Here is a 13,406-nt window from a genome sequence, read left to right as displayed (position 1 = left end):
GAGGACTTCCTCGTAGGTGGGTCTCAGGATTCTCCGCCGGCGCGCGAGGCCCGGCGGTTTCTCGGCATTCCGGCGCGAGTCGGTCGCCGTCGCCGGGCGCGACGTAAACGGCAGCCCGCCAGCCCGGACATCCCCAGCGCCAGGGCGACGACGCTGCTCGGTTCGGGGACGGCGCTCAGGCGGACGTCGTCCAGCCCCGTCCTGTCCGGGCCAGTCAGCCAATCGCCGTCGATGTACATGGCCGTCACGTTCGCCAGGACGGCCCGGAACTGGTCGGTCGTGGGGTGCACGTCGTCGAGATAGCCGTCGATCCTCCAGGCGGAAGGGTCCAGGGCGATGGTGTAGGACGTCCACGCCAGGCCGGGGGGCGGGCCGACGGCGTACAGCGCCACGCCGTCGCCGACCAGGACCGCCACGGGGTAGTCGATCCCGTCGTCGGCGATCGCGGACAACGCGAGGGAAATCGAGCCGCCGAAAAAGCCCGAGAGGTCGCCCAGGAATTTCTCCGGGGCCGAGAAGAACCACCACGACCCGTCGTCGTCTTCGGCCTCGATGTATCCCCCCGAAACGCCGCCGGTCGACCGATACGTCGCCTCGCGGGCGAGCAGCAGGGGAGGATCGCTCCCGAGTTCGCCCAGATCGACGACGTCCCAGCCCTCGTCGCCCAGGTCGAACGTCGAGACGACGTCCGCCGAGGCCCGGGGGGCGATCAGCACGAGGCCCGCAACGATGATCGAGAGGAGCCGATTCATGACTTCCGGACCCCATGAGGACGCGATGACGAAACGTTCGTGCCCGCCCCGGACGCGGCGTCGGGGCTCGTCGGCGACGGCGAAGCGGAGGCGCCTCGCCGCGGACGGCCGATCGCCCCGACCAGGGGGACGCAGGCGAGGCCGATGAGCCCGAGGAGGACGCCGGCCGGCTCGGGGACGGCGGCGGCCGGGCCGAACCGGACGGAGAAGACGCCGCCCGCGAACTCCGCCTGGATCGGCCCCGAGCCGTAGTTCCTCGTCTGGATCTCGCGGAACGAGCCCGAGAAGCCGGTGCCGGCCGTGATCAGGCTCAGGGTCAGGCCGTCGTCCGGCGTGTAGCCGTCGAGGAAGTCGAGGATCAGCAGGCCGCCCAGCGAGACCCGGCCCGTCGCCGAGAGCGTGTCGTACATCCCCGGGGAGGCCCCGCCGATCTCCAGGTGCAGCGTCCCCGCCGCGCCCAGGAAGAGGCCGCCGTCGATGGAGAGCAGGCCCGGCGAATGGCCCGGCGCGATCACGCCGCCGGCGTTCACGACGTCGCCGAGGATCGTGCCCGTGCCGGCGAGCACGCCGCCGTAGCCGACCTCGAGCGTGCCGGGCGAGACGGCCTCGGCGTCGCCCGAGCCGATGAGCAGGCGGCCGTTCTTGAGGACTTCGATGGTCCCCTGGTCCCACGCGTCGAGCCTCGCCCCCACGGTCACGAGGCCGCCGTCCTGCACGGTGAGGAGGCCCTCCCCGCCCGAGCCCGAGGCCGCGTGCCCGCCCAGGGAGAGGTTCGAGCCCACGTCCCACCGCGAGCCCTCGCCCTGGATCGTCGCGGTCCCCGAGGAACCGGAGAGCCGGGCGATGATCCCTTCATCGCTCTGCACGACTCCCGCGTCCTTGACCAGCATCGTCCCGCCCCCGGCCTGGCCCACGACCAACTCATGGTCGCTGACGAGCCGGCCCCCGCTCCGGACGTCCGCGGCGCCGGTCGAATCGCCGTCGTTGCCCAGGACGACGGCCACGCCGTGGATCTCGCCCCCATCGGAGGCGGAGATGGCGCCCGAGCCGAGGCCGGATCCGACGTAGATGCCGGCGCCCTCGATCTCGCCGCCGCCGGAGGCGGACAGCGATCCGGTCCCCTTCCCGATGCCGACGAACATGTCGCCGCTCCGGAGAGTGGAGCCGGCGCCCTGAACGTCGACGCTACCCGTGGCGTAGCGGTCGCCGACGACGACGAATCCGCTCTCGACCTCGCCGCCGTTGCGGATCGTCAACTCGCCGCGAGCCGACGTGTTGGTGTGGTAGACTCCGCCCACCCAGAGGGCGGCCATGTGATCCCATCGCGAACCGGGGCCGTCGACCAGCGCCGTCGCGCGGCCGCCGTCGATGGTGCCGAGGAAGGTGAAGGGATACGTGCCGTCGCCTTGCTGGGAGTTGACGTACCCGCCGTTGGTGACCGTCAGGCCGCCGTTGTTCAGGCCCGAGAAGCCGATAATCTGCGAACCTGCGCCGTCCGCGCGCAGGTATGCCGTGGTCAGCTCGCCGGAAGGGCCGCCGTAGGGGCCGCTGACGATCGACCGGGCCTGAATCACTCCGCCGCCGAGGGCCTCGACATACCCCGTCCCGCCGCCGTTGCCGACCCAGAGATCCCTCGCGAGGGAGATCTGCGCCCCGGCGCCGTCGGCGACGAGGCGGCCCGTGGCGTGAAGGCCCTCGCCGACGACACCGCCCGCCCAGTTTTGCGATTCCGACTGCGAGAGCCGCCCGCCGGTGACGACCAGGCTCGCCGACACGTCGCCGCCGTCCGGCTTGGCACGGCCCACGGTGAAGGATTCGCCGACGGCGAGGCTCCCCTGGGGCCCCGTCCCGGTGGCGAAGTCGAAGGTGAAAGCGCCCTGGCGGACGTCCAGTGACTTCACCGAAGCGGCGCCGCCCGGCACGGGGATCGGGCTCGGGACGCCCGGCGGGTCGGCCGTCACGGTGTAGTCGCGGAACAGGACGGTCCGCGGCATGCCGTTGTCCTGCGGGTCGACCGATTCGTCGAAGACGGCCGCGTCGTCGGGGCCGGGCACGTTGTAGTTGAGCCACTGGTCGCCGTGGAACCACGAAGCCGAGGTCCGCCAGCCGCCGTCCCCATCCCCGGGCGCGCCGTACTGGTAGCCGACCCAGTAGATCTCGTCGGCCGCCGCGCGCCCCGCGGGCGCGAACAGGACGCCCAGGGTCGCGAGCAGGCCCGCCCCGAATCGCATGCCGAATCGATTGACGCCGTGCTGCACAGGCCTCTCCTTTTCAACCCCGCGGGCGGGCGCGGGATTCGCCCGAAATGTTGCTGAATTGCCTCGACCGACCTGATATGCTGTTTGCACGCCGTGTTTCATGAGCTTCCTGCCGGCGCTTCACCCCCATCTGCGTCGATGAGGGGGGAACGCCGCAGAAAATTCCGAGACGATGAAGTCCGGGGGGGTTGTCTCGATGTCGAGAGGACTCGAAGGCGGTTCGGACGCGGATTCGGGGTGGGGCTCGACGGGGCCGGAGTCGCTCGTCGCCGTCCTGACGGGGCTGCGACGGAAGGCCCGCGGCCTGCTGGTCGCGGGGGGGTCGCTGGGGCCGTCGGACCTCGTGGGCGAGGCCGCGGTGCGGCTGCTGCGGGACGCCCGGGTGCGGCGGCATCCCGACCCTCGCTACGTCTACCGGGCCGGGGTCCGGGCCATGCGCAGGATCCTCATCGACCGGTTCCGCGCCCGGATGCGGCACAAGCGGGGCGGGGCGCTCCGGCGGGTCCCGCTCGACGCGGCGGCCGAGGCCGTCGACTGCGCCCGTCGCGGGGCCGAGGCCCACGACCTCAGCGAGGCCGTCGCGCGGCTGGGCGCGTTCGCCGCGCGGCAGGCCGAGGCCGTCCGGCTCTGCTACTTCGAGCGGATGACGGCCGCCGAGGCGGCGGCGAAGCTGGGCCTGTCGAAGCGGGCCGTGGAGCAGGACCTGAGCTACGCCCGGGCCTGGCTGCGGCGCGAGCTGTCGGGCGGCTCCTGACCGGCGAAGCCTTGACGAAGATCGAGCGGACGCCATGAATCCGTCGCGGCTTCGGTTGAGCATCCAGATCTTCCAGGACCTCCTGGACCTCGCCCCCGGGCGCCGGCCGGCGGAGCTGGCCGAGCGCCTCGGCCGCGACCCGGCGATGCTCGCCGAGGTGGCCTCGCTGCTCGACCAGCACGATGCGGCCGAGGCCGAGGGGTTCCTCGCCACCCTCGCGCCGCCGACCACCGAACCCGGCCCGGACGCCCCCGTCTCCACGGGCCTCCCGACGGAGCCCGACGACGAGGCGGCGACGTTCCCCCCGGGGACGCGGATCGGTCCCTACGAGCTGGAGGCGGAGGTCGGCCGCGGCGGGATGGGCGTCGTCTACCGGGCGCGTCGCGACGAGCCCTACAGGCAGCGCGTGGCCCTGAAGCTCGTGGCCCGGGCCCTGTCCCACGTCTCGACGCACCGGTTCGACGCCGAGCGGCAGTCGCTGGCCGACCTGGAGCATCCCCACATCGTCCGCCTGCTCGACGGCGGCACGACGGAGCGCGGCGAGCCCTACCTGGTGATGGAATTCATCGACGGCGTCGCCATGGACGCCTACACGCGCGGATGCGCCTCGTCGCCCCGCGCCTGCGCCGCCCTGCTGGCGTCGGTCGTCGACGCGGTGGCGTACGCCCACGCGCGGGGGATCGTCCACCGCGACCTGAAGCCGTCGAACGTGCTGGTGACGGCCGGGGGCGTCCCCAAGGTCACCGACTTCGGCCTGGCCCGGCCGTTCCAGGGGTCGGGACCCGCGGTCGCCACCCGGGACGGGAGGCTCTCGGGGACGCCCGGCTACATGGCCCCCGAGCAGATCCTGGGCGAGCCGGGGCGGAACCTGCCGGGCGTGGACGTCTACGCCCTGGGCGCGATCCTCTACCGCTTGCTCACCGCCCGCCACCCCCACCGGGCGCCGACTCCCCTGGAGACGTGCCTCCGGGCCGTCAGCCGCGAGCCCGAGCCGATCCGGAGGCTGAACCCGGCCGCGCCCCGGGACCTGGCCACGATCGCGGCCGTGGCCATGGCCATGGAGCCCTCCCGCCGGTACCCGTCGGCGGCCGCCCTGGGCGACGACCTGCGGCGGTTCCTCGCCGGCGAGCCGGTCCGGGCGCGGCCGATCTCGCGGGCCGAACGCCTGGGGCGCTGGGTCGTGCGTTATCGCCGGGGCGTGGCGGCGTGGTCGCTGACGGTCCTGTCGCTGCTGGTCGGGACGCTCATCGCGCTCACGCAGGCGAACCGCGACCTGGGGCGTGTGAACAACCTCCTGATCGGGATCACCAGCGACTACGCCGCGGCCATGGAACGGCTGGCCTCCGCGGGGGGCCTGGCCGATCCCAAATTCCACCTCCAGTTCGAGGAGTTCTCCCGGGCCCTCGACCGCCTCACGAACTCCAGGGGGGGCGAGGCCGCCCTGGACGACCTGCAATACCACGGAGCCCTGGCCCACTTCCAGCTCGCCCGGTCGTACCAGACGCAACGGCGGAAGGAGTCGGCGACCGAACACTACGAGAAGTCCGTCGACGTGCTGCGCCGGCTGGCGCGAAGCCGCCCCGATCGGCCCGCGTTCCGCTACGAACTCTTCCGCGCGTTGTTCTGCGAGGCCAACCACGTCGCCGGCGACGACGGCGAGCGGTCCGTCGCCCTGCATCGCGAGGCCCTCGACGTGGTGACCCGGCTGGCCCGCGCCTTCCCGGTCGAGCTCGACTATCGCGACGCCGAGGCCCACCAGCATCAGAACCTCGGCGGAGTCCTGACGCCGATCTGCTGGGACGAGGGGGTCGCCCACTTCAAAGAGGCCGTCGCGATCGCCGAGGAGCTGTCGTCCCTCCCCGGGGCGAAGCCGATGTATCGGCGCAACATCGCGCTGGCGTCGGGGAAGCTCGCGGACAAGCTCCACCTTCGAGGGGAGCCCGACGAGGCCGAGCCGTTCGCCCGCCGGGCGGTCGAGGTCGACGCCGAGCTGCTCCGGGACGCCCCCGACGACGCGTCGTATCAGGAGGAGCACGCGGGGCACCTGCTCACGCTCGCCCTGATCCGGGCCCATCTCGGCGACCTCGAGGCGGCTGAGGTCCTGATCGAAGGGGCGTCGGCGATCCGCGATCGGCTGGCCGGCCGCTTCCCCGAGTCGATCGGGCACGTCGACCGCGCCTGCGACGCGCTCCGGATGCGCGCCGAGGCCCGCCTGGCGCGCGGCCGCGCGGCCGCGGCGCTGGCCGATTTCGAAGCCCTGGAGTCGCGCCTGGATCGCTTCCTCGGCTCTCGCGGCGAGGCCGGCGCGCCGGTGTACGTCCACCACTCCGCCCGGACGGCGTCCCTCGACAGGGCCCGCGCGGAACGCCTGGCCGCCCTCGCGCCCCCGATCCTGAAGTCCTCACCGAAGTCGGACCTCGCCCGGTTCGCCCTGGCACGGGCGCTCGGGGTCCTGGGCCGCGACGCCGAGGCCCTCACGATGCTCACCACCGAGGCGCCCGCCGATCGCCGCGCCCGCCCGGCGTCCCTGCTCGCCGCCGCCGCCGCCGAAGCCCGCCTGGGCCGGATGGACTCGGCCCGCGCCCGCTTCGACGAGGGCTCGAAGGCCCTCGGCCTCGACCACGCGGACTGCCTCTTCCTGGCCCGCTTCCGCCTCGAGGTCGCCGGGCAGCTGGGAGTCCCGATCCCGCCGGCAGAAGCGGCGGCCCCGCCCCCCTCCAACCCTCGCGCGCCTCGTTGACCGGTCGCGGCGGGGAAGGGACAATGGGCGTGTGCGGCCTGCGCCGCCGGATCCCAATCGAGGAGCAGCGATGTCGAAGATCGTCCTGTTGCGCCACGGCGAGAGCATCTGGAACAAAGAGAACCTGTTCACGGGCTGGTACGACGTCGACCTGTCGGACCAGGGCAAGGTCGAGGCCAAGCGGGCCGGCGAGCTGCTCAAGGCCGAGGGCTTCACGTTCGACGTCGCCTTCACGTCGGTCCTCAAGCGGGCGATCCGCACCCTCGGGATGGCGCTCGACGAGCTGGACCTGCTCTGGATCCCCATCGAGAAGTCGTGGAAGCTCAACGAGCGGCACTACGGGGCGCTCCAGGGGCTGAACAAGGCCCAGACGGCCGCCAAGTACGGCGACGAGCAGGTCCTCGTCTGGCGCCGCAGCTACGACACGCCGCCGCCGCCGCTGGAAGAGTCCGACCCCCGCTACCCCGGCTCCGACCCCCGCTACGCCGGCCTGACCAAGGCCGAGATCCCCACGACCGAGTGCCTGAAGGACACCGTCGCCCGGGTGCTCCCGTACTGGAACGACACGATCGCCCCGGCGATCAAGAGCGGCAAGAAGGTCGTCATCGCCGCCCACGGCAACAGCCTGCGGGCGCTCGTGAAATACCTCGACGGCATCTCCGACGACGACATCGTCGGCCTCAACATCCCGACCGGCATCCCGCTCGTCTACGAGCTGGACGCCCACCTCAAGCCGATCAAGAACTACTACCTCGGCGACCAGGCCGAGATCGCCGCCAAGGCCGCCGCCGTCGCCGCCCAGGGCAAGGCGAAGTAAGCAGGCCCCGAGTCCGAGCCTCCCCCCAAACATGGGGGAGGCGAGCGGATCGGTCGGCCCCCTCGCCTCCGACCCCTCGAACCGCCTGGACGCATCCGCTGCCTGCTGGTATGTCTCATTCAGCGAGAAGCAGGGAGCGGATGCCGAGGAGGCCCAGAGGATGCTTGCGCGAACTCGGCGGTTGGTTCGTGGGACGCTCGCGATCGCGGCGGCCCTGATCGTCGGCCCCGGGGCCCTGGGCGAAGACGCCCGGGTCGGCGACCTGGTCGTGCTCCGACCGGGCGTCGCGATCGAGCCCGAGGGAGTGGCCCGAGCCGCTCTGGCCGGCGAAGCCGTCGTCTACGAGGTCGGCCGTATCGACGGCGACCGCCTGCGGCTGATCTCCGAACGGTATCACGACCCCGGCTGGGCACGCATCGGCGACGTGCTCTCGCTGGACGATGCGGTCGCCCTTCATACCGAAGCACTTCGCGTCGACCCGAGGCGCGTCGACGCGCTCATCGACCGCGCCCGCATCTGGTCCACGAAGGGCGAGCACGCCAAGGCCATGGCGGACGTCGACGCCGCCGTCGCGATCGACCCGAGCAAGGCCTCCGATCGCGTCTTCATCCGGGCCAGGAAGGGCGACCTCCAAGCTACGATCGACGAATGCGAGGATCTCCTCCGCGACGATCCCGACGACGCCGAGATCCTCGCTCTGCGAGGGTCGATCCACCTGGCCAGAGGCGATCTCGACCGCGCGTCGACCGACTTCGACGCCGCGATTCGCCTGGATGCGAACCACTCGAACGCCCGTTTCCACCGGGCCCAACTCCGAACGAAGCGCGGGGACGACGATGGGGCGACGGCCGATCTCGACGCCCGCATCCGACTCGTCCCGAACGATCCGCGGGGATACTTCCTGCGAGGAGAGATCCGGCGACGCCGCGGCGACCTCCCGGGCGCGTTGGGGGACTTCGACGCGGCGGTGCGCCTCGCCGCCGACGCAGAGGCGTTCGTGGCCAGGGAGGCCCTTTTTTTCCGCGGCTTGACGCGCCTTCGGCTCCGAGACCACGACGGGGCGATCGCCGACTTCGATCGGGTGTCGAGCCTGGGGGGCGCCTGGTCGCCTTGGGCGAGGGTCGGCAAGGTGGCGGCCCTGTACGCCGCCGGCCGGGCGGGCACCGTCGCCGAGGCTCGCTCCGCGATCGTCGCGACGTCCTGGGAAGGAGGGGCCCCGATCTACGCCGCGACGCTTGGGCACCTCGCGGCGAAGAAGGCCGGCGACCCGGCCGCGGCGAAGGCCCTGCTCGACGAGGCCGTCGGCCGCGCCGACCGGAAACGGTGGCCGTACCCGGCGATCCGCTTCCTGCTCAAGAAACCAATCGACACTGCGGAGAAGCGGGCCGAGGCGAAGGTGGTCGGCAACGCCCCCTTCATCGTCCCGCGTTTCACGCCGAACGGAGCTTTCTTCGACGACTTGCATGGCGAGCAGACCTTACTCCAGGAGGCCGGGGATTCGATGCGTGGCGAGGCGATCGCCTGGATCGCCATCGACCACCTGGCCGACGGCCGCGTGCAGCTCGCACCGGCGTATCTCGCCCGACTTCGAAGCGCACGCGAGTGGGGTCCGATCCAGATCGTCGCCCTGACGATGCTGGAGGACCTCGAAGCGTCCGAGCTCGCACATTGACCTGACGACGGAGTGGATCCGATGGCCGTATTCATCGCCCTGTACCGGGGGCTCAACGTCGGCGGGAAGACCACGGTGAAGATGGAGTCGCTGCGCGCCGTGCACGAGCGGCTGGGGCACCGGGGCGTGAAGAACTACATTCAGAGCGGCAACGTCGTCTTCGCGACCGACGACCCCGTCGAAGACCTGGCCAAGGCGTGCGCGGTGGAGTTCGCCCGGGCGTTCGGCTTCGCCTCGCGGGTCATGCTCGTCGAGGCGGAGCGGTGGTCCGAGATCCTGGCCGGAAACCCCTACGCGGGGCCCGCGGCCGAGGACCCGAAGTCGGTCCACGTCGGGATCTGCCTCGGCGCGCCCGACGCCGGACGCCTGGCGGCCTTGCTGGCGAAGACCAAAGGGCGCGAGGCCTTCGAGGTCCGCGGCGACGTCGTCTACCTCCACGCGCCCGACGGCGTCGGCCGGTCGAAGTTCGCCGAGGGGATGGAGAAGGCGGCCGGCGTCCCCATGACCATGCGGAACTGGCGGACCATGGAGGCCCTGCAGGCGCTGGCCGACGAGGCCGCGGAGTGAGGTCGGCGGCGACCGGGCCTCACTCGGTGATCTCGCGGATAACGCGGCAGCCTCGTAGGGTGGGCACCGCCCACCCTACAAGACTCCACGCTAGGCGGTGCGGAAGGGAAAAGGGAAGCGCATGGGGCACCGCACCTCCGTAAAACATCGACCAAGGGGCGAACTATGCACGACGTGACCCGAAGGAACGCCATCAGGGCGGCTACGGCGGCGGGTGCCCTGGGCCTCGCGGCGGCCTCGACCGCCCAAGAAGCGGGGAAGGAACGGGATGAGGGCACCGTCGCCCGGCGATTCGAGACGACCGAATTGCTCCGCAAGATGGTCTTCGACAGCCCCGTCTGGCTCAGCTTTATCCGGGAAGACCGCAAGTACTTCTTCGAGGTGAAGTTCAAGCAGGATCAATACAGCGAGCTCGCCGCCTGGGTCCGAGTCGAGGATTGCGAGCAGGTCATCGGCGCCGGCTACGGCTGCGTCTTCCGGCTCCGGCTCTCGGAAGTGACCGTCGGGCACTTGGAAGCCACTGCATGGGTGAAGTTGCAGGCCGACCATCCCGGCGGCCAGGTCGCCACCGTCATCGACGAGCGGATCACGGTCCGCTACCAGATCCCGATGCCGCGTCCGGCGCACATCTCAGGGCAGGAGAAACCCTTCATCTCCTACGGGGTCCAGGACAACCGAGGGAAGTAGCCCGAGGCCGGGACGTCGCCCAACCCGCGACGGCGGCTTCTGGCAACATCAAGGTCGCGCCCAGCGGGCCGGCCCGCTGGGCTTTATCTTCAGGCGGCCGAATGCCGATCACGACACGAAATGGGGCGATACGATGAAGCGAGGAATTGTCGCATTGATCGCGGCGGCCTCACTGGCCCTGATCGTCGCTGCGGTCGGCCGGGCCGGCGCTCGATCGTCTGGGCAAGAGTTGCCCGCCGGCAGCTTCCGAGTCTCGGTGCAGGAAGTTCTGCGGGACGGTGATACCATCGTCTCGCGGGTCGAGATCGAGACGGCTCCGGGGGCGAGCGTTCGTGTCGTCTCCGATAAACCGAACCGAGGGGGGCTTGCGGCCGCAGCACCTGACACGGCGCGGCCGGACGGTGCGCCGGCGGTCGTCCGCTTGACCCTCCTCGGCGATCATGTGGTGTGGAAGGCTGGGCAAGTCGACGCCCTCAAGTTTATGTTGCACCTGGACGGTGACTCCGGTCGCGCGACCTTCTCGGAAACCGGCCCCATACCGCCGTCGAAAAAGACACTGGCCGATGTCCTCTCGATGGCCCTGGAGCCCGGCGTCTACCGGGAGGGCACCTCGGCCAAGCTGGTCACCGTCGGGGAGACGACCTATAGCGTCCTCGTCGGGGGACCGAACCGCTGAGCGTGCGAACGCGGGTCGACGCGCCGCCTAACCCGGCGCTGCAGCGGACCCGGCCCGCCGCGGCGTTTCCCGGGTGTTCGATGAGTCGCTCTCGGCGGAGGTCGATGTGATGCGGTTGTCCGTCCTCGGCCTCATGTTCCTCGTCCTCCTGGCGGCGGCCTGTACCACCCTCTTCGTCGGGCTCCGAGAAGAGGCCCTCTGCTATATCACGGGCCCCCACCTGGGGTCGCTGCTCGCCGCCCTCTTGGTGCCACGCGATCGGTCGGCTCTCGTATCCGGGGCGTCCATCGGCGGGCTGTGCCAGGGTGTCGTATCCGTCCTGTTGCTCGGGCGGGGCTACCCGTTCGGCGACCCAGCGATGCTGACCGGCCCGCTGTATGTGGCCGCCCTCGGCGTCCATCTGCTGGCCGGGCTCGGTTTCGGGGTGCTGCTTTTCCTCGCCTTGCAATGGTCACGCCCGAAGTCGGGGCCCGGGGGCCCCCCGCAGGCGCCCGCCTTCTATGAAGCTGCAGACGTCACGCCCCCGCTGAACGAAAAACTCTCGGACTGACCGAGGCGCGGACGGCGATCGACGGGGGGCCGGATCGGGGCTCGGATTACGCTCTCATCGTGGGTCCGTCACGTAGCGGGGCCGCGGTCGTCAGCACCTCGAACGCCTCGTCCGCGTCCCGGCACCGGAGGGCCCGCTGGCCGGCCTCCTCCACCGAGCCGAAGCCGACCACGCCTTTCCACTGCCGGCCTCGGGCGTAGACCCGGGCCATCAAGACGCCAGGGACCCTCGCCAGGCTGATGTCCAGCCGGGGGCCATGGGGGAACTTCACGCGATCGCCGCTCACCCGGAAGGTGCCCATGAACCGAGGCTAGGGGCGGGGCTGGGTCCGGTCAAGCCGGCCGTCTCGGTTATTACAGCCGTGTGAACATCAAGGGCGTTCCCGGACGCTCCGGCCTCATTCGAAGCCCGTTCACCCACCGGCCGAAATCCTCCCTCGACGCGTCGATCCGCCCTGATCCTCGGACATTCCGGACGACCAACCTCCCGTGCGGGGATCTTCGCCTCCCCCGGAGAGGCCGCTTCAGTCCGAGCGCGATCGTCCGTCGTGGCACGAACTCTCGATGCGGAGTCGGCTGAGTAGGCCCGTCACTCGGTGATCTCGCGGATGACGCGGCAGGGGTTGCCGGCGGCGAAGACGCCCTCGGGGACGTCGCGGGTCACGACGCTGCCGGCCCCGATCACCGACCGCGAGCCGATCGTCACCCCGGGGCAGATCACCGCCGCGCCGCCGACCCAGACGTCGGAGCCGATGGCGATCGGTTCGGCGTACTCGTGCAGGCGACGCTCGGCGGCGTTCATCGGGTGCATCGCCGTGTAGATCTGCACCGAGGGCCCGAACAGCGTGTAGTCGCCGATCCGGACCTCGGCGACGTCGAGCACCAAGCAGTTGAAGTTGAAGAAGACCCGCTCCCCCAGCGTGATGTTCGAACCGTAGTCGCAATAGAATGGCGGCTGCATCCAGACCGTGTCGCCCCCCGCGCCGAACAGCTCGCGCAGGAGCCGCCGGCGCTCGTCAGTCTGGGCCTCGTGCGTCGCGTTGAGCGCCTTGCAGAGGTCGCGGGCGCGGTCGCGCGCCGTCACCAGCTCGGGGTCGAACGGGTCGTACATCGACCCGGCCAGCATCTTCTCGCGCTCGGTGGGCATGTCGTCGGGGCTCCCGGAGGCTCGTCTACACGCCGTAGCGCGGATCCAGCCCGTACCCGTCGAGGAAATCCCCCAGGGCCGAGCGCTCGGCGTCGGTCAACTGGTCGGGCCCCCACAGCAAATCCGAAGCCGTCAGGTACTCCTCCGGGCAGAGGAGCAACATGCTGCCGCAGGCCGGGCCGATCTCGAGCACCTGGTCGCGGTAGAGGACCATCGCGAGCTTGTGCTCCCGGTCCCAGGCGGGCTCCCAGGCCAGGCCCACCGGGACGAGGCCGTGCGACTCGCCGCGGCCCAGCTGGATCCCGTCGAACGAAACCCAGGGACCCAGCTCCTCGATCGTGCGGCCCTCGGGGTACTCGTCGCCCTCGAACCAGTCGGGCAAGGCCGCGCGGGCGTGTCGGTAGTACCGCAGGAGGGCGTCGAACACGTTCCCGCAAATCGCCTCCTCGCGGTCGAGGAACAGGCGGTAGGTCTCGGCCTGCGAGGACGAGGGCCCGCCCCCTTTCTCGACGTCGACGCCCACCTCGTAGACGCCCAGCGCCTGGAGGGCGGAGTGGACGTCGCTGTGGCGGCGGACGCGGGCGAGCCCGGCCCCGTTCCGTTCCCAGTCGCGGACCCACTGCCGCTCCGGCTCGTCGAGGAGGGCGATCGCGGCGTCGGGCCCCGGATACCAGAAGGGCCGCATGAACGGAAACCGGCGGAACGTCACCAGCGCCGAGCCGTCCGCGTCGCGGAACAACGGCCCGAACGCCGGGTGATCGACGGAGGGGGACATCGGTGCGGCTCC

General features: G+C 71.2%; 13 protein-coding genes. 8 read left to right on the top strand and 5 right to left on the bottom strand.

Annotation, left to right across the window (positions count from 1 at the left end; all coding sequences use genetic code 11):
- Positions 1-23: 23 nt before the first annotated feature.
- A complete protein-coding gene (locus tag PZE19_RS30680; RefSeq protein ID WP_277864481.1) occupies positions 24-752 on the bottom strand; it encodes a laminin B domain-containing protein in 729 nt (242 codons plus the stop codon).
- Complete coding sequence (locus PZE19_RS30675; RefSeq protein WP_277864480.1) at positions 749-3,010, bottom strand: hypothetical protein; 2,262 nt, start codon at positions 3,008-3,010, stop codon at positions 749-751. Before PZE19_RS30675 ends, PZE19_RS30680 begins: the two co-directional genes overlap by 4 nt.
- A gap of 196 nt (positions 3,011-3,206) precedes the next feature.
- On the opposite strand from PZE19_RS30675, the gene PZE19_RS30670 reads away from it, so the two are divergent.
- The 8 genes from PZE19_RS30670 (at position 3,207) to PZE19_RS30635 (ending at position 11,473) form a co-directional block, all read left to right on the top strand.
- Positions 3,207-3,764 carry a sigma-70 family RNA polymerase sigma factor gene (locus PZE19_RS30670; RefSeq protein ID WP_277864479.1) on the top strand — a complete coding sequence of 186 codons (558 nt, stop codon included), beginning with the start codon at positions 3,207-3,209 and terminating at the stop codon, positions 3,762-3,764.
- Between the two features lie 34 nt (positions 3,765-3,798).
- The gene (locus PZE19_RS30665; RefSeq protein WP_277864478.1) at positions 3,799-6,504 is read left to right on the top strand and encodes a serine/threonine-protein kinase; all 2,706 of its coding nucleotides are present in this window, start codon (positions 3,799-3,801) and stop codon (positions 6,502-6,504) included.
- Positions 6,505-6,574: 70 nt separating this feature from the next.
- Positions 6,575-7,321 carry a 2,3-diphosphoglycerate-dependent phosphoglycerate mutase gene (gene gpmA, locus PZE19_RS30660; RefSeq protein ID WP_277864477.1) on the top strand — a complete coding sequence of 249 codons (747 nt, stop codon included), beginning with the start codon at positions 6,575-6,577 and terminating at the stop codon, positions 7,319-7,321.
- 160 nt (positions 7,322-7,481) lie between these two features.
- A complete protein-coding gene (locus PZE19_RS30655) occupies positions 7,482-8,993 on the top strand; it encodes a tetratricopeptide repeat protein (RefSeq protein ID WP_277864476.1) in 1,512 nt (503 codons plus the stop codon).
- 21 nt (positions 8,994-9,014) lie between these two features.
- Positions 9,015-9,560, top strand: a complete 546-nt coding sequence (locus PZE19_RS30650; protein ID WP_277864475.1) for a DUF1697 domain-containing protein — start codon at positions 9,015-9,017, stop codon at positions 9,558-9,560.
- Between the two features lie 165 nt (positions 9,561-9,725).
- Positions 9,726-10,247 (top strand): hypothetical protein, encoded by a 522-nt coding sequence (locus tag PZE19_RS30645; protein WP_277864474.1) that lies wholly within the window; start codon positions 9,726-9,728, stop codon positions 10,245-10,247.
- Between the two features lie 133 nt (positions 10,248-10,380).
- Positions 10,381-10,923 (top strand): hypothetical protein, encoded by a 543-nt coding sequence (locus PZE19_RS30640; protein ID WP_277864473.1) that lies wholly within the window; start codon positions 10,381-10,383, stop codon positions 10,921-10,923.
- 109 nt (positions 10,924-11,032) lie between these two features.
- Complete coding sequence (locus PZE19_RS30635) at positions 11,033-11,473, top strand: hypothetical protein (protein ID WP_277864472.1); 441 nt, start codon at positions 11,033-11,035, stop codon at positions 11,471-11,473.
- A 46-nt stretch (positions 11,474-11,519) separates the two neighbouring features.
- On the opposite strand, the gene PZE19_RS30630 is transcribed toward PZE19_RS30635, so the two are convergent.
- The 3 genes from PZE19_RS30630 to PZE19_RS30620 all read right to left on the bottom strand — a co-directional run bounded on the left by PZE19_RS30630 (position 11,520) and on the right by PZE19_RS30620 (position 13,394).
- The gene (locus PZE19_RS30630; RefSeq protein ID WP_277864471.1) at positions 11,520-11,744 is read right to left on the bottom strand and encodes a hypothetical protein; all 225 of its coding nucleotides are present in this window, start codon (positions 11,742-11,744) and stop codon (positions 11,520-11,522) included.
- 317 nt (positions 11,745-12,061) lie between these two features.
- Positions 12,062-12,619 (bottom strand): sugar O-acetyltransferase, encoded by a 558-nt coding sequence (locus tag PZE19_RS30625; protein ID WP_277864470.1) that lies wholly within the window; start codon positions 12,617-12,619, stop codon positions 12,062-12,064.
- Positions 12,620-12,644: 25 nt separating this feature from the next.
- Positions 12,645-13,394: a DUF6985 domain-containing protein gene (locus PZE19_RS30620; protein ID WP_277864469.1), complete on the bottom strand. Its 750-nt coding sequence runs from the start codon at positions 13,392-13,394 to the stop codon at positions 12,645-12,647.
- Between the last annotated feature and the right edge of the window lie 12 nt (positions 13,395-13,406).

Origin of the sequence: Paludisphaera mucosa, assembly GCF_029589435.1 — a bacterium.
In the GTDB taxonomy this organism is placed as follows: domain Bacteria; phylum Planctomycetota; class Planctomycetia; order Isosphaerales; family Isosphaeraceae; genus Paludisphaera; species Paludisphaera mucosa.
The sequence above is the reverse complement of the archived record's forward strand: the minus strand, read 5'-3'. Positions and strand labels throughout refer to the sequence as shown.